At 73.8% G+C, this 24,754-nt stretch carries 19 protein-coding genes; 9 read left to right on the forward strand and 10 right to left on the reverse strand.

The genetic code is table 11. The features are described 5' to 3' along the window. Positions 1-9: 9 nt before the first annotated feature. Positions 10-1,737: an ATP-binding protein gene (locus AAFN69_RS26810; RefSeq protein ID WP_347731373.1), complete on the reverse strand. Its 1,728-nt coding sequence runs from the start codon at positions 1,735-1,737 to the stop codon at positions 10-12. Positions 1,738-2,612: 875 nt separating this feature from the next. Between AAFN69_RS26810 and AAFN69_RS26815 the strand changes: the two genes are divergently transcribed. Then, positions 2,613-3,353: an acyltransferase gene (locus AAFN69_RS26815; protein ID WP_347731374.1), complete on the forward strand. Its 741-nt coding sequence runs from the start codon at positions 2,613-2,615 to the stop codon at positions 3,351-3,353. Between the two features lie 57 nt (positions 3,354-3,410). On the opposite strand, the gene AAFN69_RS26820 is transcribed toward AAFN69_RS26815, so the two are convergent. Then, positions 3,411-4,277, reverse strand: a complete 867-nt coding sequence (locus tag AAFN69_RS26820) for a DMT family transporter (protein WP_347731375.1) — start codon at positions 4,275-4,277, stop codon at positions 3,411-3,413. Between the two features lie 98 nt (positions 4,278-4,375). On the opposite strand from AAFN69_RS26820, the gene AAFN69_RS26825 reads away from it, so the two are divergent. Together AAFN69_RS26825 and AAFN69_RS26830 are read left to right on the forward strand one after the other, a co-directional pair. Then, on the forward strand, positions 4,376-4,945 hold the full coding sequence (locus tag AAFN69_RS26825; protein ID WP_347731376.1) for an XRE family transcriptional regulator: 570 nt from the start codon (positions 4,376-4,378) through the stop codon (positions 4,943-4,945). 75 nt (positions 4,946-5,020) lie between these two features. Next, positions 5,021-5,575, forward strand: coding sequence for a YbaK/EbsC family protein (locus tag AAFN69_RS26830; RefSeq protein WP_347731377.1), 555 nt, complete (start codon positions 5,021-5,023; stop codon positions 5,573-5,575). A 14-nt stretch (positions 5,576-5,589) separates the two neighbouring features. On the opposite strand, the gene AAFN69_RS26835 is transcribed toward AAFN69_RS26830, so the two are convergent. After that, the gene (locus AAFN69_RS26835) at positions 5,590-6,039 is read right to left on the reverse strand and encodes a CoA-binding protein (RefSeq protein ID WP_347731378.1); all 450 of its coding nucleotides are present in this window, start codon (positions 6,037-6,039) and stop codon (positions 5,590-5,592) included. A 77-nt stretch (positions 6,040-6,116) separates the two neighbouring features. Between AAFN69_RS26835 and AAFN69_RS26840 the strand changes: the two genes are divergently transcribed. Further along, entirely contained in the window at positions 6,117-6,743 is a 627-nt protein-coding gene (locus AAFN69_RS26840) for a YigZ family protein (RefSeq protein ID WP_347731379.1), read from the forward strand. 116 nt (positions 6,744-6,859) lie between these two features. Here the strand turns inward: AAFN69_RS26840 and AAFN69_RS26845 are convergent, their stop codons facing one another. Next, complete coding sequence (locus AAFN69_RS26845; protein WP_347731499.1) at positions 6,860-7,966, reverse strand: hypothetical protein; 1,107 nt, start codon at positions 7,964-7,966, stop codon at positions 6,860-6,862. A 534-nt stretch (positions 7,967-8,500) separates the two neighbouring features. Between AAFN69_RS26845 and AAFN69_RS26850 the strand changes: the two genes are divergently transcribed. Together AAFN69_RS26850 and AAFN69_RS26855 are read left to right on the forward strand one after the other, a co-directional pair. Beyond that, entirely contained in the window at positions 8,501-9,724 is a 1,224-nt protein-coding gene (locus AAFN69_RS26850) for an exonuclease SbcCD subunit D (RefSeq protein WP_347731380.1), read from the forward strand. Continuing rightward, entirely contained in the window at positions 9,721-12,846 is a 3,126-nt protein-coding gene (locus AAFN69_RS26855) for an SMC family ATPase (protein ID WP_347731381.1), read from the forward strand. Before AAFN69_RS26850 ends, AAFN69_RS26855 begins: the two co-directional genes overlap by 4 nt. Here the strand turns inward: AAFN69_RS26855 and AAFN69_RS26860 are convergent. Continuing rightward, positions 12,836-13,282 carry an Lrp/AsnC family transcriptional regulator gene (locus tag AAFN69_RS26860; protein WP_347731382.1) on the reverse strand — a complete coding sequence of 149 codons (447 nt, stop codon included), beginning with the start codon at positions 13,280-13,282 and terminating at the stop codon, positions 12,836-12,838. The two genes, AAFN69_RS26855 and AAFN69_RS26860, sit on opposite strands and share 11 nt — an antisense overlap. A gap of 93 nt (positions 13,283-13,375) precedes the next feature. On the opposite strand from AAFN69_RS26860, the gene AAFN69_RS26865 reads away from it, so the two are divergent. Together AAFN69_RS26865 and AAFN69_RS26870 are read left to right on the forward strand one after the other, a co-directional pair. Next, positions 13,376-13,861, forward strand: coding sequence for a rhodanese-like domain-containing protein (locus AAFN69_RS26865; protein ID WP_347731383.1), 486 nt, complete (start codon positions 13,376-13,378; stop codon positions 13,859-13,861). A gap of 98 nt (positions 13,862-13,959) precedes the next feature. Next, positions 13,960-14,811 carry an SDR family oxidoreductase gene (locus AAFN69_RS26870; protein WP_347731384.1) on the forward strand — a complete coding sequence of 284 codons (852 nt, stop codon included), beginning with the start codon at positions 13,960-13,962 and terminating at the stop codon, positions 14,809-14,811. A gap of 206 nt (positions 14,812-15,017) precedes the next feature. Here AAFN69_RS26870 and AAFN69_RS26875 read toward each other — a convergent pair whose 3' ends face one another. Both AAFN69_RS26875 and AAFN69_RS26880 read right to left on the reverse strand, forming a co-directional pair. Further along, complete coding sequence (locus tag AAFN69_RS26875) at positions 15,018-16,700, reverse strand: DUF885 domain-containing protein (protein ID WP_347731385.1); 1,683 nt, start codon at positions 16,698-16,700, stop codon at positions 15,018-15,020. A 131-nt stretch (positions 16,701-16,831) separates the two neighbouring features. Then, positions 16,832-17,404, reverse strand: a complete 573-nt coding sequence (locus tag AAFN69_RS26880) for an Lrp/AsnC family transcriptional regulator (RefSeq protein WP_347731386.1) — start codon at positions 17,402-17,404, stop codon at positions 16,832-16,834. A 59-nt stretch (positions 17,405-17,463) separates the two neighbouring features. On the opposite strand from AAFN69_RS26880, the gene AAFN69_RS26885 reads away from it, so the two are divergent. Next, entirely contained in the window at positions 17,464-18,666 is a 1,203-nt protein-coding gene (locus tag AAFN69_RS26885) for a PLP-dependent transferase (protein ID WP_347731387.1), read from the forward strand. A gap of 231 nt (positions 18,667-18,897) precedes the next feature. Here the strand turns inward: AAFN69_RS26885 and AAFN69_RS26890 are convergent, their stop codons facing one another. The 3 genes from AAFN69_RS26890 to AAFN69_RS26900 all read right to left on the reverse strand — a co-directional run bounded on the left by AAFN69_RS26890 (position 18,898) and on the right by AAFN69_RS26900 (position 24,722). Further along, the gene (locus tag AAFN69_RS26890) at positions 18,898-20,442 is read right to left on the reverse strand and encodes a GNAT family N-acetyltransferase (protein WP_347731388.1); all 1,545 of its coding nucleotides are present in this window, start codon (positions 20,440-20,442) and stop codon (positions 18,898-18,900) included. A gap of 111 nt (positions 20,443-20,553) precedes the next feature. Continuing rightward, positions 20,554-23,316, reverse strand: a complete 2,763-nt coding sequence (locus AAFN69_RS26895; RefSeq protein WP_347731389.1) for a DUF6493 family protein — start codon at positions 23,314-23,316, stop codon at positions 20,554-20,556. A 5-nt stretch (positions 23,317-23,321) separates the two neighbouring features. Further along, complete coding sequence (locus tag AAFN69_RS26900) at positions 23,322-24,722, reverse strand: SWIM zinc finger family protein (RefSeq protein WP_347731390.1); 1,401 nt, start codon at positions 24,720-24,722, stop codon at positions 23,322-23,324. Positions 24,723-24,754 lie beyond the last annotated feature (32 nt).

Below are 24,754 nucleotides of genomic sequence, written 5' to 3' on the forward strand. Positions count from 1 at the left end.
TCCGGTGTGTCACTGCTCCGTGGATCCGGTGGATCGTTCCTCCCCGGCCCGGCGGCCGCGGTGGAAGGCACCGAACTGCGTTCCGGCGTTCCGTACCGGCCCGGGAGGCGCGGCGGGGGGCTGCTGCTGCGGCTCCGTGCGGCCCCGGTCGGCGGCGGCCATGGTGCGGCCCGGCGGCCGTACGGGCAGTCCGTTCTCCGTCGCCATCGCCGGCCGGGCGGCGCCGTTGGGCGACGCGCCGTTCTGTGCCGCGGCGGCCGGGCCGGGGGTGGCGAAAGGATCCGGCAGGGCGTAGGAGTCCAGCGCGGGTGCCGTGTTCTGCGCGGGTACGGAGCCCCGGACCGCCCGGCTGCCGCCCATCGGACGGTTGAGCGACTCGGGCGCGGTGCCCCGCGACTGGTGGATCAGCTGCGGCGGGAAGAGCACCACGACCCCCGTACCGCCCCGCGAGGACGGCCGGAAGCTGACACTCATGTGGTACTTGGCGGCGAGCAGGCCCACCACCACCAGTCCGAGCCGGGTGCTCTGGAGCTTGGCGAGGTCGTGGCCCCGGCCGGAGACCGCTTCCTCGGCGCGCCGCATCGCGGCGTCCGACATCTTCAGACCGCTGTCCTCGATGGTCACCACCAGCCCGGCGGTGCGCTCCTCGACATAGACATGCACCTCGTCGATGGGCGGCGAGAAGTTCGCCGCGTTGTCCATCAGTTCGGCCAGCAGATGCATCACGCCCTCGGCCGCGTAACCGGTGACGGCCGCCGTGCTGGAGGAGTGCAGCCGCACCCGCTGGTAGGCGGCGATCCGGCCGACCGCGCCGCGCAGGATGCTCTCCATGACGATGGGCTTGTTCCACGCCCGGCTCGCCCGGCCGCCCATCAGCAGCGCCAGCCGGTCGGTCAGCAGACCGAGCTGCGAGGTGTTGTGGTCGAGCTTGAGGAGATCCCCGAACACCTCTTCGCCGTGACGATCCTGCATGTCCCGGAGATCGGCCAGCATGCTCACGGCCTTGGCCTGAACCCGGCTCAGCACCTTGGCGCCGGCGCCCTGGGCCGCCGCCGCGCGCCGCTCACTGAAGGCGACCTCGCGGACGATCGAGTCGAGGATCACCCGCAGGCGCGGGTCGGACGGATGTTCCAGCTCGGCGAGAGCGGTGTCGGCCGAAGCCCCTTCGCGCAGCCGGGTGATGGCGGCGGGCAGGGTCACCGTGGTGAGCCGGTCCAGGTCGTCGGCGGCCTGGGCCAGTCGGCGCACGGCGGCGACGCTGTCGGCGCCGGAGGTCTCGGCGCGGTGCTCGCTCGCCGCGACCTCGGCGGCGAAGAACTGGACCACCCGCCGCAGCTGGGGGTCGGACGGCGGCTGGGTGCCGGTGAGGACGGTGTCGGCGCCCTCGCCGTCCCGGAGCCGCTTCACGACCTGGGGGAGGGTGATGTTCACCAGATGCGCGCATTCCGCGCCGCTCTGGGCCGAGTGTGCCTGGAGCGCGCGCAGTTCACTGTGCGCACCCGCCGCGGCTGTGTGCAGCCGCCGGGAGTTGAGCACGGCGGCCACGACGGTGAGCGTCACCCAGGCCCAGGCGACCGCGACGGTGACCGCCACCCAGGAGCGGGCCGCCTCCGGGGCCGTGGCGATCACCGCACCACCGGCCGCCCCGCCCGCCACGACCGCGACCAGCGGAATGGCGAGCGGCAGTGGCCGCGGGGTTCGTATCCTGCGCGGTTTGGGGGCGACTGGCACAGACATCGGTCCCTCGCTGCTTGAGTCCGGGGGGAATCCGGCGGGAAATCAGGAAAAATACATGGGCAATCAGGGGAAAATCCAGGTGGAGCAGCCGGGCCGGCGGATCGCTGCCGGTCGACACATGAGCGGACGCTGGAAGTTGACGGTGATCTTCCACAAACATGTGTGGCTCATGCTAATCACGCACCGCAGCCGTGAACCCCGCTCCGAGCCCACAGTCCACGGAACGGTGGACTTAGTCCCGAAGTCACTGCCTGGTGCCGGTGATCGTGATAAGCGGCCAATTCCTCAGGATCCTTCGAGAATCCGCCCGGAAGCGCATGGATCCCCCGGCGAGACGCGCCCGGAGCCTCTGAGGGACCCGGTTCGTGAGGTATCCACCGTGATCTCCGTGACGAATGGGGCGGATGAGGTTGCGCAACGGCTCCTGTGAACGTCGGTTTCAAGCCATCTTGGCTCGGTTGGATGCCTGAAGGTGCGGCCATGGGGTGGGGGAGTCGGGTGGGAGATGTGAGGGGTGCCCGCCGATGTGGCGGTCCGGTGGGGTGATGGGGGATCGGGTGGCGGGACGCGCGGATGCGGGGGCAGCGGTTCGGAGGCGGGCGTGCGGATGCGGGGGGCAGCGGTTCGGTGGCGGGCGTACGGATGCGGGGGTCAGCGATTCGGGAGGCGGGCGCGCGGAGGCGAGCGGTTCGGGGCGCGGGTGCACGGGGTGAGCGGCGCGGGGGCGGGTGATACGGGAACGGGCGGCACGGGACACGCGGCGCACGGCGGCCGGGGGTGCGGGCCGGGCGGCGCGGGGTGCCGGGCCCGGCATGGGGTGAACATCACAGCGGGCGGCCGTGAACCGCGCGGGCGGCGCCGACTACCGTGAACGGGTGCCGGAAGACAGCAACACGTTCTCGTCCCCCGCCGTCTGGTGGCGGAGGACGCTCCACCGGGCGGTCCACCGCGGCTGGCGCTGGGTGCAGCGGGCCGGCGCGGTCACGTCCGAGCATCCCGGACGGCTCCGCTTCCGGCGGCTGGGGCCCGGCACCCGGCTGGCCTTCCCCCAGGGCACGGTCTTCGGGGAGCCGTGGATAGAGCTCGGCGACCACTGCATCATCGGCGAGCAGGTCACCCTCACCGCGGGCATGATGCCCGGCCTCGATCTCGGCCCGGACCCGATACTCACCCTCGGCGACGGTGTGGTGCTGGGGCGCGGCAGCCATGTCATCGCCGACACCCGGGTGGTCATCGGCTCCAACACCTACTGCGGCCCGTATGTCTACATCACCTCGACCAACCACAGCTATGACGACCCCGGGCAGCCGGTCGGCAAGCAGTGGCCGCGCACCGACCCGGTGACGATCGGGCCCGGCTGCTGGCTCGGCACCGGCGCCGTGGTGCTCCCCGGCGCCCGGCTCGGCCGCAATGTGGTCGTCGCCGCCGGTGCGGTGGTCCGGGGAGAGGTCCCCGACCACTCGGTGGTGGCGGGCGCCCCGGCCCGGGTGGTGCGCAGCTGGGACCCGGTGCGCGGCTGGCAGCCCCCGATCCGCACCCCCGCGCCCGTACCCCTGCCGGACGGCATCACCCCCGAGCAGCTCGCCGCCCTGGCCGAGCTGGACGAACGCGGCTGACCGGGGCGGGCCGGGAACGGACCGGGACCGCGGCCCCGGCCCCGGCCGGATCGCCGGTCAGCGGGCCGCGAGCATCACCGCCCCGACCAGGGCCAGGCTCGCGCCGGTGGCCTGGACCACCTTCAGCCGCTCCCTGAGCAGCAGCAGCGCGGCCAGCGCGGTCACCACCGGATAGAGATTGGCCAGTACGGCGGCGACCGTGACGGGGCCGTTCTGGGCCGCGATCGAGTAGGTGCCGTTGGCCGCGACATCCGCCATGCCCACGAACGCGAGAGCGGGAAGGGCCGCGAGGACCACCCGCATCCCGCCCTTCTCCGGCAGCGCCCGCCCGCCGCGCCGGACCGAGACGTACAGCGCCGCCCCGCCGACCGTGACATTGGTGATCCGCTGGACGAAGAGGGCGAGGAAGAGACCGGTGAGGGTGGTGGACGCCTCGGCGATCAGCGCCATCACCGCGCCGAAGCCGAAGGCCGCGGTCAGTGTCAGCATGATCGCCTGCCGCTGCACGGGCGCACCGCGCAGCTCCGGGCCGCCCGCGAGCACGATGCCGGCCACGGCGACGGCGATTCCGGCGACCTGGAGCACTCCGGGCCGCTCGCCGAGAACCAGCCCGACCCCGACCGGCACCGCGACACCCACCGATCCGAGCGGTGAGACCACACCCATCGGCCCGAGCGCCAGCGCCTTGTAGAAGCAGAGCATCGCCACCGGTCCGACGACGCCCGCGCCGACCGCGTACCAGAGCTGCGAGCCGGCTTCCTGCCATGCCTGAGTCGAGACGACGATCACGCCGAGGACGACCACGGCGAGAATCTGCGAGGCCACCACCACGGTGAGGGCGGGCAGCCGCCGGGTCAGCAGTCCGCCGCCGAAGTCGGCCAGACCCCAGAGCAGGGCCGTGGCCAGGGCGAACAGTACAGTCATGAAAGGACCTCGCAGTACAGTGCAGTGGACCGTCGGTGCACCACACCGTAGTTCAAAATATTCTACTCTGTCATTCAATAAAATGGACGGACGGGCCCGTGGACCTTGATCAGCTGACCCAGTCGCTCGCCCGGAACGTCAAGCGCTGGCGGTCCGAGCGGGGGTTCACGCTCGATGCTCTCGCGGCCCGCTCGGGGGTCAGCCGAGGCATGATCATTCAGATTGAGCAGGCGCGGACCAACCCGAGCGTCGGCACGACGGTCAAGCTCGCCGACGCCCTCGGAGTCAGCATCACCACCCTGCTCGACCACGAACAGGGCGCCACGGTGCGCCTCATACCCCCCGAACAGACCGTCCGCATGTGGTCCACCCCCGACGGCAGCGTCGCCCGGCTGCTGATCGGCACCGAGCAGCGCGGCCCGCTGGAACTGTGGAGCTGGCGGCTCACCCCCGGCGGCGGCAGCCGCTCCGACGCCCACCCCGAGGGCACGGTCGAGCTGATCCATGTCACCGCGGGCGAGCTGACCCTGATCGTGGACGATGTGCCCCACCCGGTGCCCGCGGGCAGCTCCGCCACCTTCGAGGCGCATGTCCCGCATGCCTACCGCAACGACGGCGCCGAGACGGTGGAGCTGATGATGGCGGTCTCCGTGCCTCCCGCGCGATGACCCGCCCCCGCTCTCCCCGTACCGCCTCCGGGACGCTCATCCGCCCGGTGCGCGACCGCTGTTAGCGTGTCCGGCATGCGCGCTCCCATCGGATCCTTCGACAACGCCCTCCCGGCGGTGGACCGTCTCGATCTGCTGCCCCCGTCCGTCGCCGAGGCGATTCGCGGCTGGCACGACGGCCTCTCCGCCGACCCGCCGCTCCATGTCGACACCGACCCCGGGATCGCCGACACCGCCGCCTTCGTGGCACACCACGGGGCCGATCTGCTGGAGCGGTCGGTCAACTGCGTGGTGGTGGCCGGCAAGCGCGGTGGTGAGTCCACCCTCGCCGCCTGTGTGGTGCCCTCCCGCACCCGGGTGGACGTCAATGGCGTGGTCCGCCGGCAACTCGGCGCCCGCAAGGCGTCCTTCGCCCCGATGGAGACCGCCACCGGCGAGACCGGGATGGAGTACGGCGGGATCACCCCCATCGGACTGCCCGGCTCCTGGCCGCTGCTGGTCGACTCGGCCGTCGTCGACCTCCCGTGGGTGCTCATCGGGAGCGGGCTGCGGCGCGGAAAGCTGATCGTGCCCGGCAAGGCCCTCGCCGCCCTGCCGGGTGCCGTGATCCTGGACGGCCTCGGGGTGTAGGACACCCCGCCGCGTCAGCCCAGGGCGGGTATCTCGATGGCGGGGCAGCGGTCCATCACCATGTCGAGCCCGGCGGCCCGGGTCCGCTCCCAAGCCTTCTCGTCGATCACCCCGAGCTGGAACCAGACCGCCTTCGCCCCGATCGCCACCGCCTCGTCCGCCACCCGCCCGGCGAGATCGGCATTGACGAAGACATCCACCACATCCACCGGGAAGGGGATGTCGGCCAGCGTGGCGTACCCCCGCTCGCCGTGGACCGTCCCGGCCCTGGGGTGCACCGGCACGATCCGCTTGCCGAACCGCTGGAGCACCCGGGCCACGCCGTACGCGGCCCGCGCCTGATTCTCCGAGAGGCCCACCACCGCCCAGGTGTCACCGGTCGAGGTCAGAATTCTCCGGATGGTCTCCGCGTCCCCGTAGTCATCCGCCGCCGCCGGTCCGGCGTTCACTGTCTCCGCGTTCACTGCCCTGGCGTCCATGCAACGGACAACGGGCGACCCGCGCGGAGCATTCCCTTCCGGCCGCCGCATACGCTGGTGGGATGCAGGACCAGTACCGCACCGTCGCCCGTGAGGGTGTGCACGAGACCGAGATCGGCCGATCGCGGTTCATCTGCGCGCTCGCCCCCGCCGCGACCGAGGCCGAGGCCCAGCGCTTCGTCGACCGCATCCGCAGGGAGCATCCGACCGCCACCCACAACTGCTTCGCCTATGTGGTCGGAGCCGACGCCTCCGTGCAGAAGGCGAGCGACGACGGCGAACCGGGCGGCACGGCCGGTGTGCCCATGCTCCAGATGCTGATGCGCCGCGAGATCCGCTACGCCGCGGCCGTCGTCACCCGCTACTACGGCGGGGTGAAACTCGGAGCCGGCGGACTGATCCGGGCGTACGGGGGAGTCGTCGGCGAGGCCCTGGACGAGATCGGCACCCTCACCCGGCGCCGCTTCCGGCTCGCCACCGTCACGGTCGACCACCAGCGGGCGGGCAGGCTGGAGAACGATCTGCGCGCGACCGGCCGCGCGGTGCGCGAGGTGCGGTACGCGGAGGCGGTCACGATCGGGATCGGGCTGCCGGACGCGGAGGTCGACGCCTTCCGCCGCTGGCTGGCCGACGCCACGGCGGGGACGGCCGGCTTCGAGCTCGGCGGCGAGGCGTACGGCGACGCCTGACCCCGGCCTCCCTGTCGCCCGGCCCGCTTTCTTCCGCCCGGCCCGGCCCGCGGTTCCGCCGCGGCCGGGCCCGCCTTCCCCACGGCCCGTTCCGGCGGCCGGCCCCCGCGGCCGGCTCAGCGGCCGGGGAGCACGGCGATGCCCAGCGGCCGTTCCCCGCCCGGCAGCCGGCGGGTGGCCCCGCTCTCCAGATCGGCCGCGGTGACGCCGTTCCAGTACCCGTCACGGGTGAAGCCGCCGCTCACATACGCCGTCCGCCCGTCCGGCGAGACCGCCACATCCTCATGAGGACCCTCGAGCGGAATGATCCGCTCCGAGCCGTCCCCGCGGCGGACGGTCAGGGACGCCCCCTCCCGCGCCGACCCGACCGGCCCGGTGCCGACGACCAGCAGGGTGCCGTCCGGAGCGAGAGCGGCACCGTGCTGATGGGTGCGGGCCGTCATCCGCTCGACCGTCACCCGCCCGGTCCGCGGATCGAGCACGGCCAGCCGCTCCCCCTGGAAGGGCAGCAGCAGCCGCCCGTCCGCCCGTACGGCCGTGTAGTGCGGCTTCAGCCAGGAGCCCAGCCCGCCCTCCGTGCCGTAGGGGGCGACCTCCATCGTCCGCGCGGCGAGAGTGTCCGTCCGCACGGCGGTCACATCGAAGGAGTCGTGGTTGGTGGCGTACACCTCGCGGCCGTCCCGGGAGACATCCACGTCGAAGGGCCGCAGACCGGTCGGTACGGTGTCGGTCACCTCGCGCGACGCGGTGTCGATCACCTCCAGCGCCCCCGGCCCGCCGGGAACGTTCACCCCGACATAGAGCCGCTTCCCGTCGGGCGCCAGCGCGATTCCCATCCCGCCGCCCCGGTACTCCCCGTCCGTCACGGGCCCCGTGCCGGTGCGGTACGGAATGCGGTCCAGCCGCCGCCGGGTCTCGGTGTCGACCACCGCCACCCCCTCCGCCGTGGCGACCCAGGCCCGGCCGTCGGCGCCGACCGCGAGCCCGTACGGGGCCGTGCCGACCCGGACGGAGGCGAAGGGACCGCGCTCGGGGTGGAGGAAGGTGACCGTGTCGCCGCCGAAATCCGCCACCAGCAGCGTGCCCGCCGGGGTGGCCCGGCCCGGGGCGCGGTCCGCGGGGGCGGCGGGGGACGCCGGTGACCCGCCGCCGGACTCCGCCGCCGGTGAACCGGAGGACGGCTCCCGGCCGTCGCCGCCGCCCGGGGCGCAGCCGAGGAGTATCGCCGCGAGAAGGGCGGAGACCACCGCCGGCCCCGGCCGCCGTACCAACGCGCAGACGCGCCCGCCGGCGCGCTCACCGGGGCCGGTGTTCTCCGCCGGCCGGTCATGGGCGGTGTGCAAGGCTGCCTCCAGCGGGGACGGTGGTACGGGTGTTCCGGTCGGGAACCGTTCCCCTCCATCCTCCGCTCCCGCCGGCTCCCGGCCGTCCGCGCACCGGCCGCCGTCACCGAGCCCGTCGGACGACCCCGGCATCGTCCGATCGGACGACCCTCCGCCGGGCGGTGTGCGGTACGGGGAGAGTCCGGCGGCACCCGGTCCGCGTTCCGCCCGCGCCCTGCCCGCATCCTGCCCGCATCCTGTTCGCGCCGGTCCGCGTCCGGTCCGCGTCCGGTCCGCGCCGGGGAAATACGAGGTCCGTGGGGAGTGCGCGCCCCATCGGCGCTAGCGTGGTCACTGCTGATGACGGGGCCCGTGCGGGACGGGCGCCGCACCCCAGGGGCGGAGAACGGGAAACATGCAGGTCGGAGCCGTTTCGTGAAATTTCTGCACACTTCGGACTGGCATCTCGGCCGCTCTCTCCACCGGGTGAGTCTGCTCGAAGCGCAGGCCGCCTTCCTCGATCACCTCGTGGAGACCGCGCGCACCCGGAGCGTGGACGCCGTGCTCGTGGCCGGGGACGTCTACGACCGGGCCGTCCCGCCGCTCGGCGCGGTGATGCTCTTCGACCGCGCGCTGCACCGGCTCGCCGCCGAGGGCATACCCACAGTGATGATCTCCGGCAACCACGACTCGGCGCGCCGCCTCGGTGTCGCCGCCGGGCTGATAGAGCGCGCCGGGGTCCACCTCCGTACCGACCCCGCTGGCTGCGCCACCCCCGTACTCCTCTCCGACGAGCACGGCGAGGTCGCCTTCTACGGCCTGCCCTATCTCGAACCGTCGCTGGTGAAGGACGAGTTCGGGACCGAGAGGGCGAACCACGAGGCGGTCATCCGCGCGGCCATGAACCGGGTGCGGGCCGATCTCGCGACCAGGCCCGCCGGGACCCGCTCCGTCGTGCTCGCCCATGCCTTCGTCGCCGGGGGACGGGAGAGCGACAGCGAGCGCGACATCACGGTCGGCGGAGTCGCCTCCGTGCCCTCGGACGTCTTCCACGGCGTCGACTACACCGCCCTCGGCCATCTGCACGGCAGCCAGACCATCACCGAGCGGGTGCGCTACTCCGGCTCGCCGCTCGCCTACTCCTTCTCCGAGGCCGGCCGGCGCAAGACGATGTGGCTGATCGAGCTCGGACCCGGCGGCGAGATCACCGCGGAGCGGGTCGACTGCCCCGTGCCGCGCCCGCTCGCCCGGCTGCGCGGCCGGCTCGCCGAACTCCTCGACGATCCGGCGCTCGACCGTCACGAGGATTCGTTCGTCGAGGCCACCCTCACGGACCCGGCCCGGCCCACCGAGGCGATGCCCCGGCTCGCGGCCCGGTTCCCGCACACGCTCAGCCTGGTCTTCGACCCCGAGCGCACCGGACCGGAGCAGCAGCTCTCCTACGCCGAGCGGCTGAGGGACCGCGGCGACCAGCAGATCGCCGAGGACTTCATCGCCCATGTGCGCGGCGGCAACGGCCCCGACGAGGGCGAACGGGCCGTCCTGCGGGACGCCTTCGAGGCGGTGCGGGTGGGCGAGGCGGCCCGGGAGAGCGCCGGCCCGCGCGACCCGGCCGGCGCGGGTACGGCCCCGGCGGGCAAGCGCGGGGTGACCGCATGAGGCTGCACCGGCTGGCCGTCACCGCCTTCGGGCCCTTCGGCGCCGCCCAGGAGATCGACTTCGACACCCTGGCCGCCGACGGCATCTTCCTGCTCCACGGACCGACCGGCGCCGGCAAGACCTCCGTGCTCGACGCCGTCTGCTTCGCCCTCTACGGGGCGGTCCCCGGCGCCCGGCAGAGCCCCGGCGCCTCGCTGCGCAGCGATCACGCCGAGCCCGGCACCGTCACCGAGGTGCTGCTCGAACTGACCGTGGCCGGACGGCGGCTGGAGATCCGGCGGCAGCCCGCCCAGCCGCGCCCCAAGAAGCGGGGAACCGGCTTCATCAACGAACGCGCCAACTCCTGGCTCCGCGAATACGACCCGGCGGCCGGCGGCTGGCGGGCGCTGAGCAAGTCCCACCAGGAGATCGGCGAGGAGATCGCCCAGCTCATCGGCATGAGCCGGGACCAGTTCTGCCAGGTGGTCCTGTTGCCCCAGGGCGACTTCGCCCGCTTTCTGCGCGCCGACGCCGAAGCCCGCGGCAAGCTCCTCGGCCGGCTCTTCGACACCCGGAGTTTCGCGGCGGTCGAGGAGTGCCTCGCCGAGTGGCGGCGCAAGGCGGAGGGGCGCGTACGGGCCGGGGACGAACAGCTCCTCGCCGGCCTGCACCGGATGGACGAGGCGGCGGGCCCGGCCGGGGCCGATCTGCCGCCGCCCCGGCATGCCCCGGGTGAGCCCGGACTCGCCTCCGGCGTACTGGAGTGGGCTGCCGTGGCCCGCTCCCGCGCGCGGGAGCTCCGGGACATCGCCGAGTCGGCGCTCTCGGCGGCGGAGAGCCGCCAGTTCGCCGCGCGGACCGCGCTCGACGGCGTACGGGAGCGCGAACGGCTCCAGTCGCGGTACGCGGACGCCCGCCGCCGGTACGACGAGACGGAGCCGCGCCGGGCCGGGACCGAGGAGCTGGTGGCCCGGCTGGAGCGGGCCCGCAAGGCCGACCGGGTCTCGCCCGCGCTCCGGCTGAGGGACGAGGCCGCCGAGGAGCACCGCACCGCGACCGCCGGTCATGAGCGCGTCAGGGCCGGGCTGCCGCGCGATCTGCTGGACGCCGGCGCGGAGCAGCTGACCGAGCTGGCCCGCCGCGCCCGGCAGGATCTCGGTGGTCTGGACGCCGCCCGCCGGGCCGAGCGGCGCGGTGCGGAGATCACCCGCGAACGGGCCGAACTGGACCGGCAGGCCCGCGCGGACGACGACATCCTCCGGGACGCGGCGGGCTGGCTCGCCGGGTGGGACGACCTCCGCCGCGAGCACCGGGAACGCGTCACGGAGACCCGGGACGCGGCCACCCTCGCCGAACAGCTCGCCGGCCGTGTGGAGCCGGCCCGCCGGCGGCTGCGCGCCGCCCGGGAGCGCGACGGGCTCCTCGCCCGCCGGGCCGGGACGAGGGAACGGCTGGTGGAGGCGGCCGGCCGGTCGCTCGCCGCCCGGGAGTCCTGGCTCGATCTCAAGGAACGCCGGCTGCTCGGCATGGCGGCCGAACTCGCCGCCTCCCTCACGCCCGGCACACCCTGCGCGGTCTGCGGCTCCGCCGAGCACCCGGCTCCGGCGCCCGTCACCGGGGGGCGGGTGACCCCGGCCGAGGAGGAGTCGGCGTACCAGGAGTACACGGCGCTGGACACGGCGCGGGCGGCGGCCGAGAGCGAACTGGCGGTGGCTGAGGAGGCCCTGGCGACCGCGCGGGCCGAGGCCCGCGACACCGGCTCCGGTTCCTCCGGCTCCGGTTCGTCCGGTTCCGGCAGTTCCGGTTCCGGCGGTGCGGGCGGCGGCGGCGACGGTGCCGATGACCCCGCCGACCCCTCCGTCACCGAGCTCACCGAGGCCCTCGAACGCCTGGAGCGCGAGCACCGCGAGGCCCGTCTGCTGGCCTCGGGCGCCCATGCCGCCCGTGAGGCGCTCGACCGGGCGGAGCGGGAACACGGCGAGCGGACCGACGCCCGGCACCAGGTCGAGCAGCGCGCCGCCGCGCGCACCTCGCTCCAGGAGGCGCTCGACGCCGAACAGAGCTCACTCCTGGCGGAACTCGCCGCCCTCCACGGCTCCGCCGGCCCGGGCACGCGCACGGCGACCGTCGCCGAACGCGCCGCCGAACTGGAGCTGAGACTCCGTCTCCTGGAGGAGGCCGCCGAGGCCGTCCGAACGGCGGAGCTCACGGCACAGCGGCTGAAGGAGGCCGACGACCGGCTCGCCGACGCCGCCTTCAGGGCGGGTTTCGACACCCCGGAAGCCGCCGCCGGCGCGCGCCTCGGCGACGGGGAACAGAGCGGCCTCCAGCGCCGGATCGACGCCTGGCGGACCGAGTCCGCCACAGTCGCCGAACTGCTCGCCGAGGACGACGCCCGCGCCGCCGCCGCGCTCCCGCCCGCCGACACCGCCTCGGCGCGCGCCGCCCACGACACCGCCGAACGCACCCTGCGCGCGGCCCTCTCGGCGAGGGACGCCGCCCGCGACCGGTGCACCGCGCTCGCCCGGCTCTCCGAACGCGCCGCCGCCGAGGTCCGTGAGCTGGGCCCGCGCCGCGCCGAGTACACCAGGATCGCCCGGCTCGCCGCGCTCACCGCCGGCACCTCCGCCGACAACGAGCGCCGGATGCGCCTGGAGTCGTATGTCCTCGCCGCCCGCCTCGAACAGGTCGCGGCGGCGGCCACCGTACGGCTTCAGCGGATGTCGTCCGGCCGCTACACCCTGGTCCACTCGGACGCCCGCGCCGGCGGCAAGCGGGCCGGGCTCGGTCTGCATGTGGTCGACTCCTGGACCGGCAGCGAACGCGACACCTCGACGCTCTCCGGCGGCGAGACCTTCTTCGCCTCGCTCGCCCTGGCGCTCGGCCTCGCCGATGTGGTCACCGAGGAGGCCGGGGGCGTACGGCTGGACACCCTCTTCATCGACGAGGGCTTCGGAAGCCTGGACGAGCAGACCCTGGACGAGGTGCTCGACGTGCTCGACTCGCTGCGCGAGCGGGACCGCAGCGTCGGCATCGTCAGCCATGTCGCGGATCTGCGCCGCCGGATCCCCACCCGGCTCGAGGTGGTCAAGGCGCGCCACGGCTCGGAGGTGTTCATCCGCAGCGCCCCGCTCAGCGGCTGACCGCGCGGCGGGGCAGGGGAGAGGAGTAGACGACACTGGTGGTCACTGAGCCGAGCGCGCCGATCCGGCCGGTGACCTCCTCCAGATGGCGCATCGACCGGGTGGCGACCTTCAGTACGAAGCAGTCGTCCCCGGTCACATGGTGGGCCTCCAGGATCTCGGGCGTCGTCTCCAGCAGATCGTGGAACGGCTTGTAATTGCCGTTCGGATAGCGCAGCCGGACAAAGGCCAGGACGGACAGCCCCAGCCTCTCCCCGTCCACGACGGCCGTGTATCCGGTGATCACGCCCGCCTCCTCCAGCCGTCGCACCCGCTCGGTCACGGCACTCGCCGACATGGCGACCGTCCTGGCCAGCTCGGTGAAACTCGCCCGGCCGTCGCTCTGGAGGGCGTCGAGAATGCGCCAGTCGGTGGCGTCCGGTGAATAATCGGTCATGGAGCCAGCAAACCGGGGATTCCCCGGCTGATCAAGGAAAGCCCCGGGGAATCCCTCTTCAGGCTCCGGGCGGGCCGCCATAGATTTTCCACCATGACAGCGACGACAGCGCGTCCCCTGAACGCCGTACTCCGTGTCCCGCCGGCGCCGCCCGCCGAAGCCGCCGCCCACTTCGCGGCCTCCCTCGCCTTCCACACGGATGTCTCCGATGTCGCCGCGGCCTTCGCGGACGGCGGCGATCCCGGCTTCGTCCTGCTCGACACCCGTTCGGCCGACGCCTGGGAGCAGGGGCACATTCCCGGCGCTCTCCATCTGCCGACCGCGCTGATCCCGGGACGGGCGGCTGAGCTCCTCGACCCGGCGATCCCGGTGGTCACCCACTGCTGGGGGCCCGGCTGCAACGGCGCCACCCGGGCGGCGCTGGCCCTCGCGCTGCTCGGTTACGGCGTGAAGGAGATGCTCGGCGGCTACGAGTACTGGGTACGGGAGGGATTCGCCCGGCGGACCCCGGACGGAATCGTCCACTCCGGCCCCGACCCGCTGACGGCGCCGCTTGGCACGGACGACTGCGGCTGCTGAGCGGCGCGGCGGCTTGGCCGAGCGACGGCCCGGCTGAGAGCGGCGCGGCGGCTTAATCGGGTGACAGGGTGGCGCCGGATCCCCGACGATCGGGATCCATGCCCAAGATCCCGAATCCTTCACCCGAGTCCCTGCGCCGCGATCCTCTTCCGCTGCGCGACCGCACCGCCCTGGTCACCGGGGCCGGCCGGCGGGGCGGCATCGGATACGCGGCTGCCCGCCGGCTCGCCGCGTACGGTGCGAGCGTCTATCTGCACCACCATGTTCCGCATGACGAGTCCCAGCCCTGGGGCGCGGACCCCGGAGGCCCCGGGGCGGTGGCCGATGGGGTGCGCGCGGCCCTCGGGGATCCCGCGGCACGGGTCTTCCACGGCCCCGGTGATCTCTCCGGCGCGGACGCCCCGGCCGAGCTCATCGCCCGCGCCGCCGAGGCGCTCGGCGGCCGGATCGACATCCTGATCGCCAATCACGCGCTGAGCGGCCGGGACGGCACCCTGCTCGACATCGACGCGGAGATGCTGGACGCCCACTGGGCCGTCGACACCCGCTCGGTGATCCTGCTGGTGCGGGCGTACACCCGGCTGCGGGCCGGTCTGCCGCCGCGCACCCCGGGCGGGCGGGTCGTGATGATGACCTCGGGCCAGGACATCGCCGGCGGAATGCCGGGCGAACTGGCCTACGCGCTCGCCAAGGGGGCGCTCGCCTCGGTCACCCGTTCGCTGTCGACCACGCTGGCCGAGCTGGCCGTGACGGTGAACACCGTCAACCCGGGGCCCGTGGACACGGATTACCTGGACGGCGCGGCCTATCAGGAGGTCGCCGAACGCTTCCCGGCCGGGCGCTGGGGGATGCCCGACGACCCCGCCCGGCTGATCGCCTGGCTGGCGACGGACGAGGCGCAGTGGATCACCGGCCAGGTCATCTCCTCGGAGGGCGGCTTCCGCCGCTGACCGCCGGCCCCGCTCCCGCGGATCCCGCGCGGGTCCGCCGTGCCGGGGGCCGGGGGATTGCGGGTACGGGAGGGGGCGCGGGCCGTCCGGCCCGCGCCCCGCCGCGCTCCTGCGGTGTCCCGCACAGTCGGCAGCCCGGGCGCGGGAGATGTCCGTACCGGCGGCGATCCGGTCCGAACTGATCCGGTCCGGTCACCCCGGCGGTGTCACAGCTTCGAGAGCTCGTCCACCAGGTCGTCCAGTCCCAGCGAGCCCTGGGAGAGGGCCGCCATGTGCCACGCCTTGGCGTCGAACGCGTCGCCGTGCGCCCGGCGCGCGTTCTCCCGGCCCAGCAGCCAGGCCCGCTCGCCGAGCTTGTAGCCGATGGCCTGCGCGGGCATCGCCAGATAGCGGGTCAGCTCGCTCTCCACGAAGTCCGCGGGACGCCCGCTGTGGTTGCCGAAGAACTCCTGCGCCAGCTCCGGGGTCCAGCGCTCGCCCGGGTGGAAGGGCGAGTCGGCCGGGATCTCCAGCTCCAGATGCATGCCGATGTCGATGATCACCCGGCAGGCGCGCATCATCTGGGCGTCCAGATAGCCGAGCCGGCGCTCGGGATCGGGCAGGAAACCCAGTTCGTCCATGAGCCGTTCGGCATAGAGCGCCCAGCCCTCCAGATTGGCACTGACCCCGCCGATCGTGGCCTGGTACCGGGAGAGCTGATCGGCGACATGGACCCACTGCGCCAGCTGGAGATGGTGGCCGGGCACACCCTCGTGATACCAGGTCGACACCAGGTCGTACTCCGGGAAACGCGTGGCACCCATGGTCGGCAGCCAGGTCTGCCCGGGACGGGAGAAGTCCTCCGAGGGGCTGGTGTAGTACGGCGCCGCGGCGCTGCCCGGGGGAGCGATCCGGGACTCGACCCGCCGCACCCGCTCGGCGAGTTCGAAGTGCGTGCCGTCCAGCGCCTCGATCGCCTCGTCCATCAGCTTCTGGAGCCACTCGCGGACCTCGTCCACGCCCTCGATGTGACGTCCGTGCTCGTCCAGATGGGCCAGCGCCTCCCAGGGGCCCGCGCCCGGCAGGATCTTCTCCGCCTCGGCGCGCATCTCGGCGAGCAGCCGGTGGTACTCGGACCAGCCGTAGGCGTACGCCTCGTCCAGATCGAGATCGGTGCCGTTGAAATAGCGGGCCCAGCGGGCGTACCGCTCCCGGCCCACGGTGTCCGGCGCGTCGGCGACGGCCGGGGCGTAGACATCCCGCATCCAGTCACGGAGCACCACCAGCGCTTCGGTGGCGGTGCCCGCCGCCGCGTCCAGGTCGGCGCGCAGGGCGTCGGGGCCGTCGGCCGCGAACTCCCCGAACCAGCCGCTGCCGGTGCCGATCCACTCGGTGAGCTGGCCGACAAAGGTACGGGTGGCCCGGGGGCCGCCGAGGAGCTTCCGCTCCAGGCCCAGCTCCAGCGAGGTCCGGTAGCCCTCCAGCGCGTCGGGCACGGCGCGGAGCCGCTGTGCGATGGCCGCCCAGTCCTCCTCGGTCCGTGCCGGGGTGACGGTGAAGATCTCCCGCACACTGTGCACGGGGGAGTGGAGATTGCTCACCAGCCGCAGCTCCTCGTCGGCCTCGTGGACCGCGATCTCGGCCGTCAGGCGTTCCCTCAGCAGACGGCCGCACCGCCGCTCCGCGTCGCTGTCCGCGCCGGGCAGCGACTCCGCCGCGTCGAGCAGGGCGAGCGTCCGCCGGGAGAGCTCGGCGCGTGCCGCACTGCCCGAGGGCGAGTAGTCGGGCAGAAAAGCGGAGCTCTCCTTTGTTCCGAGATAGGTTCCGGCGATCGGGTCGAGTTCGATGAGGGCGTCGACATAGGCGTCGGCGACCTCACGGGGCAGCGCGGTGCTGGGGGTAACTGACATGCACATATCCTCGTACGAGTGGGGCCCCCGCGTCACCCTGGTTCCGCCCGTGGCGTCCGGAGAAACGCACCAGATTCCGGATACTGACTGGATATCGGCTTGTGAGCGGGTGCTGCCAACTGATCGGGCAGTCAGTTTCCGCCACTGTCCGCACCGCGGCGCACCACTCCGGCGCGTACCGGCCCCCTGCCCGCCGGGCCGGTGTCCCGGGCGGCGGCGGGCTGTTCCCGGGATGCCGGGGGAAGCAGCGGGCCGCACTCCCACTGCTGGAAGATCAACCGGGTCTCCACCCGGGCGACCTCGCGGCGCGAGGTGAACTCGTCCACGACCAGCCGTTGCAGGTCGGCGGTGTCCGCGACGGCCACATGGACCAGATAGTCGTCCGGGCCGGTGAGATGGAAGAGCGCCCGGGACTCGGGCAGGGCCCGTATCCGCTCCACGAACTCACCGATCAGATCCCTGCGGTGGGGGCGCACCTGCACGGAGAGCAGCGCCTCGATATGTCTCCCCAGCCGGGCGGGGTCCAGCGCCAGCCGATGGCCGAGTATCACTCCCGATCGCCGCAGCCGGGTGACGCGGTCGAGACAGGTGGACGGGGCGACTCCCGTCTCGGCGGCCAGATCGCGATAGGTCATCCGGGCGTCGTTCTGCAGAAGGCGAAGAATCGTGAGGTCCACCGGGTCGAGAGCGATGGATTCGGTCATTGGCCGAACGTAACACGGGAAGATGTAGCTACCACCGGGTAGCGGTTCACCCTGCGGGCATGGAGAACGCAGCTTTCGCCGAGCCCGTACCCCGGGCCCTGGCCACCGAAGCGGTCCACGCCGGACGTGACGACCTCGCCCGGCTCGGTCTGCATGCAGCACCCCTGGATCTGTCCACGACCTACCCCTCCCACGACGCCGCCGCCGAGGCCGCGCGGATCGACGCCTTCGCCGCCACCGGTGCCCTCCCTGACGGCCCGCCCGTGTACGCCAGGCTCGACAACCCCACCACGGCCCGGTTCGAAACCGCGCTCGCCCGGCTCGAAGGCGCCGAGAGCGCGGTGGCCTTCGCCAGCGGGATGGCCGCGCTCACCGCCGTACTCCTGGCCCGGGCGAGCAGCGGACTCCGTCATGTCGTCGCCGTCCGGCCGCTGTACGGGTGCAGCGACCATCTGCTCTCCGCCGGACTGCTGGGCACCGAGGTGACCTGGACCGACCCCGCCGGGGTCGCCTCCGCGATCCGCCCCGACACGGGCCTGGTCATGGTCGAGACCCCGGCCAATCCGACGCTCGCGGAGATCGACATCGCCGCGGTCCGCCACTCCTGCGGCTCGGTACCCCTCCTGGTCGACAACACCTTCGCCACGCCCGTGCTCCAGCGGCCCCTGGAACTCGGCGCCCGGATCGTGCTGCACAGCGCCACCAAGTATCTGGGCGGACACGGTGATGTGATGGGCGGAGTGGTCGCCTGCGACGAGGAGTTCGCCGGCGCCCTGCGGCAGGTCCGCTTCGCCACCGGCGGAGTACTTCATCCGCTCGCCGGCTATCTGCTGCTGCGCGGCCTCTCCACCCTCCCGGTACGGGTCCGGGCGGCATCCGCCTCGGCGGCCGAACTCGCCCGGCGGCTGGCCGCCGATCCCCGGATCGCGCGGGTGCACTATCCGCGTATCGGAGGTGCGATGGTCTCCTTCGAGGTCCGCGGCGATCCGCACCGGGTCATCGCCGGGGTGCGGCTGATCACCCCCGCGGTGAGCCTCGGCAGTGTGGACACCCTCATCCAGCACCCGGCCTCCATCAGCCACCGGATCGTGGCCGAATCGGACCGGCGCGAGGCCGGTGTCGGCGACCGGCTGCTCCGGCTCTCGGTCGGCCTGGAGGATGTCGACGACCTCTGGGCCGATCTGAGCGGAGCCCTCGCGGCCGGCCCGGAGCGCGGTACGGCGCCGATCGCCCACCGCCCCGCCCCGGCCCACTCCGCCTGACCGCCCCGGCCCGCCCCGCCAGGCTCAGGCCGCCCCGCCCGGCCAGGGCGGGGTACTGCGGTCACGCTGGACTGGCCGACCGTGCTGAGGCCGGCCAGTCCCGCCCCGTCCCGCTCCGATGCCGAGTCCGGTGCGCGCCGGTCAGCGGTCAGCGGCCATCGGCCGCTTCCGCCCGTGAAGCCCGGCCTCCGGCGCCCCGCACCCGGCGGGGCGATGGGCGCCGGGCGCCGGTCAGGAACGCGCACCCGGCCCCGCGGCCGGATCCGGTACCGCCCACCGGTCCGGACGTGCCCGCCGGGCGTCATCCGCCTTGCCCGCCCCGTCCGTCCCGGTGCCGTCCAGCCGGGCGGTGATCACCAGGGTGCCCTCCTCCAGCTGATAACCGAGCGGGAGCCCCAGGCCGCGCATCGCCGCGACCATGCCGGTGTTGGACGACTGGGTCACCGCGTACACACTCCGGCAGCCGGTCTCCCCGGCCATCGCGACCAGCCGGCCGAGCAGTTCGGAGCCGATGCCCCGGCGCTGCCAGGCGTCCTCGACGATCAGCGCCACCTCGGTCTCATCCCCGTCCCAGAGGAGATGGCCGAGGCCGACCAGCCGGCCCGAGGCCGTTCGTACCGCGAGAGTGCGGCCGAACCGGGGGCTCAGCAGATGGTCGAGATAGCGGTGGGCGTCCCCGACCGGGCCGTGGTACCGCAGCCGCAGTGTCTGCTCGGAGCACCGCTGGTGCATGGCCTCGGCCGCCTCGATGTCACGCCGGTCGGCCCGGCGCACCGTGATCTCATTGCCCTCGGGCAGGGTGAGCACCTCGCGGACATGCGGCACCCGGGGGCCGAGCCGGGCATCGAGCTCGACCAGCGCGCGCACCCGGGCGAACTCCGTCGGAGTGAAGGGGAGATGCGCCCGCTCCACGGTGAGCGTGCCCCCGCTCGGATCGCGCAGCCGCATCACGGTCTCCTCCAGTGCCCCCTCCACGGGCGGGAGATCCCCGGCCGGCCGGCCCGTGGGGGAGACGGCCGGGCGCGAGTGGATGGTGCACCGCCCGAGAAGCTGCCGGATCGCGAGCGGCAGCTCGGCGGCGTCCAAGGCGGTGCGGGTGGCGAGCTGGAGCACCCGGGCCGGGGTGTCGACGAGGTCATGGGCGTCGGCGCGCTCGATCCAGGTGCGGGTGCCGCCCGCGGCGGAGACCGCCCCGGTCAGCCGCTCGGCCCGCACCGGCACCGGGGCGCGCAGCAGGAACTCGTCCACCGTGCCCTCGGCAAGTGGGTGCGTCTGGAGGGTGAGGATGTCGACCCGGAGCCCGGCGAGCGCCGCGCACAGGGCGGCCAGGCTCCCCGGTGTGTCCCGCACGGTGGTGCGCATCCGCCAGAGCGCGGTCTCCCGGGGATGCCCGGACCGCTCCCCGCCGTCGTCGGCGGCTCCCTCGGCGGTGCCGGACCCGTCATCGCCACCGGACCCGGGCGCGGACCCGCCGGGGCCCGGCCCGGGTACCGTCCCGGGCCGGGCATCCGCACCGCCGGCACCGGTACCACTGGTCCCGGCATCCGGTGGAGGGGAATGGCTGTGCCGCCGCGCCCACCAGGTGTGGAAGACGGCGGTGCCCAGCAGGGCCGCCGCCGAGACCATGAGCAGCCAGGGCCCATCGGGCCCATGGCCGACCAGCTTGGCGATGGTGTCCGCCACCGCCACAGCGGTGAACACCGCTGCCAGTTCGACGAGATCCCGCCGCCAGTGATGGGGCCGGCGGGTCTGCTTCGGGGTCATCACATCGGTCATGGCAGCACTCTCGCCGAACCGTGTTGCGTGATCACAAACGGATTGTGACCGATGAGTTAAGCATAAAGATGTCACTTTTCTCACCATTTTCAGTGCTCTGTACCGTGGTGTTCAGGGCCGCACCGCTCTGAGCAGCCGTGCCGCCTGGGTGACGGTCTGGGAGGAGCCGCCGCGCGCGGCCAGCTCCGCGAGCCCGGGTATTCGCTCCCCGGCCCCCGCCACCGGAGCCGTCCGCACCGCCGGCCCGCAGCGCTCGGCGCAGTCGGCGGCCACCGCCAGCACCCCGCCGAGCCCCGCCGGTGCCGGCCGGGTGGCGAGCAGCACCGGCAGCGCCGCGGCCAGCACCGACCAGACGGTCACCTGCGCCCCGGTCTCCGCGCCGGTGCGCAGCGCGTCCGTGAACCGGTTGAGCTTCACCTCGCGATGCCGGATCAGCTTTGCCGCGCCCTCGCCGAGCCGTATCGGATCCAGCTGTCCCCGGGCGGCCAGCACCAGCATCGCGTCCACCACCGCGAGGCGATCCTCCGCACGGTCGGCGTTCATACCGGCGGCCAGGGCGCGATGGAGCGCGGGCCCGGCGGCCTCGCCGGGGGCACCCGCCTCGGCCAGAACCGGCAGACAGCCGGCGGTTTCGCGGCAGTCGCTTCCGCTGCCGTTCCGCCGGGGTGTCATCCAGTGCGCCAGCGCCTCCCGGTGGTGCGGGAACACGACGGCCCACTGCGGTTGCCAGTATCCGCAGTAGTGGGAGCAGCGCCGGCCGGGATCCGTCGCCCCGAGCCAGCGGAACGCCTTGGGGAAGTCCCGCTGCGCTCCCATGAGGATCCGGGCCTCCCGCACCAGCCGCCGGGTGATCGTGCCGCGCTGCCGGGACCGCTTCCGCCCTGCCTCGCGGGCATCCCCGGCCTCACCGGTCCCGGAGGGTTCGCCGGCCGGCTCTTCCTCCCGTGCCGGCTCCTCCCCGGACGGTGCCGCCCCGCTCTCCTCGTCCGGGTCGTCCGGGAGGAGACCGGGCATCTCCGGACCCTCGCCGGTGAGCCAGGCGGCGAGCCGGCCGCCCTCCTCGCTGCCGATCGCCGCCGCGGCCACCGCGGCGGCACCGGAGGCATCAGGTGCCACCCGCAGCAGCGCCTGAGTGAAATCGGCCGGTCTCGGAGCGATTCCCAGCCGGTGGTACTCCGCCAGCCGCTCCACCAGCACGCCCGCGTCGAGCACCCCCGACTCCAGGGTCGGTGTGGCCAGCAGAAAAGGCAGCGGAGCGATCCGGGCGCGGTGAGCCGCCTCCCACAAGCGGGCCCGCTCAACACTCCTGAGCCCGGAGTGCGGGCAGATATTCGCGGAGACCGAGTGCTTGTCGGCCTGCCGCAGGGTCTCCACCGGTACGAGACCGAGAAGAGCGGCCACCACGATCTCCACGCCGTCCGGGCTCCGGTCGTAGGTGATCCAGGGCCGATCCGACCGGTTCAGCCACCAGGCACCCGCCAGTGCCTCGCGCAGAGCACCGGCCAGCTCCGTCGGCGCACGGTGGTGCCACCGGACCAGACCGTCCAGCGTCCGCTCGAACAGCGCGGGCCGCCGCGCCCCGCCGGTCAGCACCAGCAGATCCTCGACCAGCTCCGCCACCGACTCCGCCGCCGGGGCGAGCTCGCGCGGCGCCGTGACCACCGGCAGGATCTCCTCGTACTCCCCGGCCTCCTCCGCCGGCAGCAGAGCGCCGAAGACCTCGGCGGCCCCGGCGCGCAGCCCGGGGCTCAACTGCCCCGCCGCGGCGGCCAGCTCCGCCCGCACCTCCTCACCCACCGCCGGGAGATACCGCGCCGCCAGCTTCAGCGCCCGCTCCTGAATTCCCGTGTCCGGATGGCCGAAGGCATCCGCCACGGCCGGAAGCAGCACACCCACGGCCTCCGCGCCGCCGGCCCCGGCCCTCGCATGGACCCGCAACACCTTCCCCAGCAGCGACAGCTGGGCCCGCACCAGCTTCTTCTCGGTCCGGAAGAGCACCGCGCCCGAGACCTCCGCCAGGGTCCCGGCCGGCAGCTCGCCCCGCTCGGCGAGCCGGATGAGCACCTCCTGGGCATGACCGGCCACCGGCGCCGCGCCGTCGGCGGCCATGCCGACCCAGTCCGCGGTCCTCGCCCGCTCCTCCTCCGGAGTCGGCGCGAACCGCCGCAGCAGCGTCAGAAAGACCCGCAGATCGCCCGGCCGCCCCCCGCGCAGCAGCCGGGAGACACAGCCGTCCACCAACACCGCCCGCTCCACCACGCCATGACCGGGAAGCCCGGCCAGCACCGAGGGCCACTGCGCCGGGTCATCGGGATCCATCAGCCAGGCCAGCTCACCGGCGGACTCCGGGGCCTCGAACAGCCGCGGCACGAGCACGGCCGCCTGCGGGTCCAGGTGCAGCTCCCTGAGATCCTTGCGGGCACGGGAAACCGTACGCGCCCAGCCCTGCACATAGCCGTCGGTGGTGGGCACTTCACAGCCGGAGAGCTCCACCAGCTCCCGGATCAGCGAGTAGTCCTCCGCGGCGGTGGACCGGCGGGCGGCGAGCCGGTGGGCGACATCGGCGAGCCACCGGGGCTCCCGCCCGGCGAGCACCTCCAGGAGCGGGCCATGCGCCATGTGCCTGCCGGTCCGCAGCCCCTGGGCGCCGATCCACCCGGCCGCCGCCGCCGCGCCGGTGTGGCACCCGGCCCCGGCGACCAGCAGCGCCGAGCGAATCCCGATCTGCTCCCGCCACCGGTCCCAGCCCCAGTCACGGAGCTCCGCACGCACCGTCTTCAGCTCCGCGAGCGCCGCCTTGCGGTCCGCCGGCGACAACTCCTCCAGCAGCCCGGGAATCTCCTTCGCCGCACCCCGCCGCACGGCATCGATCATCTTCTTCACCGGACACCCCCGGTGTGCGCCGAGCCGGCCGCCGCTCCCGCGGTCGCCCCGCGCCGGACCATCCGGAACGCGAGAGCGTGCTTGCACGGCCCGCGCCGTCCCTGATGATCCGCCCACCACGCGCAGGTACAGCGCAACATCCCGCCGGCCTCCCGCACCCGGTAGGTGCGCTCACCCGACACCACCGACGCCGACTCCCCGCTCACGGTCACCGCTCCGGCCGCCACCAGGGCGCGGGCCGAGACCAGCCGCGGATTGTGCCGCTCCGCACGGTCCGCGTCATAGGGCAGCTCCCGGTGGAAATAGGCCGCGTCCGCCACGTCATAGCCGACCCTGCCGGCGGTGCCCAGCCGCACCAGGGCTGCCCGAACCCGCTCGGCCGGCAGCCCCGACCGCTCCGCCAGCTCCGCCGGATCGATCCTCGGCTCCCAGGCGAGCAGTACCGAGATCAGCTCGGCGTCCCGCACCGCCTCGTCGGTCGCCAGTGCCTCCAGCACCCCGCCCTCGCCCGAGAAGCCGCGCGCCGTGCCCGGCGAAAGGGTCAGGGTGAGCCGCATTCCGGGCAGTGCCACCTCCCAGGCCGCGGCGGTCGCCGCCCCGGGGACCCCGGCGGGGCCGTACACCCGCAGCGCGGTGGCATGGCGCAGCACCCGCTGGAGCGCGGTCAGCCGCTCCGGGCCGGGCAGGCAGATCGCCCCGGCCGCCGGCCGGGTGGTCGGCCGCAGGGTCCGCCCGGCGGGCACCACCCAGCGCACCTCACGCGACGCCCCGCCGGTGGACCTCGGCAGCGAGCGCAGAAAGCGCACCGCCTCGCCCGCCGGCAGCTCCGCCCGCAGATCGAATCCCGCCGTGGCGACCTGCGCCTCGGCGAAGCCGCGCAGCCAGCGCTCCGGCAGCGGCACCTTCTTCTCCACCACCGGCCCGTCCAGCGTGGTCACGGCCATCTCCTGCGGCCCCACCCGCAGATGCAGCGGGCTCTGCCCGGTCAGCCGGGAAAGCGCCTCCCGCAGCGGATTGTTGACATCCACATTGGTGGTGCCATGGCCGGTGTCCGCACCGCCCAGCCCCTCCCGCAGCACATCCAGCCGGGCGTACACCCCACAGCAGCCGGAGAACGACTCGAACCGCAGCCGGTCGCCATTGCCCGTCACCACCGGATCCAGCAGCGCGCGCCGATTGGGGTCGAAATACCGGGCACCCGCCACATCGGCCACCGCCAGCAGGCCGCGGGCCGCCGCGCCGGGTGATGCGAGAAACCCCGAGAAGAACGTCGGATGGGCCTCCGCCCCGGCGGGGGTGAGCCCGCCGGAAGTCTCCAGGCCGAGCAGGCCGCCGTCTCCCGCGGAGGAGAGAACGGACGGCCGGGTGTAGGCGAGCGCCTGCATGGATCGCGTCATGGAAGGGACCGTAGATCCCGGCACTGACAATC

It is taken from the genome of Streptomyces sp. CAU 1734, assembly GCF_039888735.1.
In the GTDB taxonomy this organism is placed as follows: Bacteria; Actinomycetota; Actinomycetes; order Streptomycetales; family Streptomycetaceae; genus Streptomyces.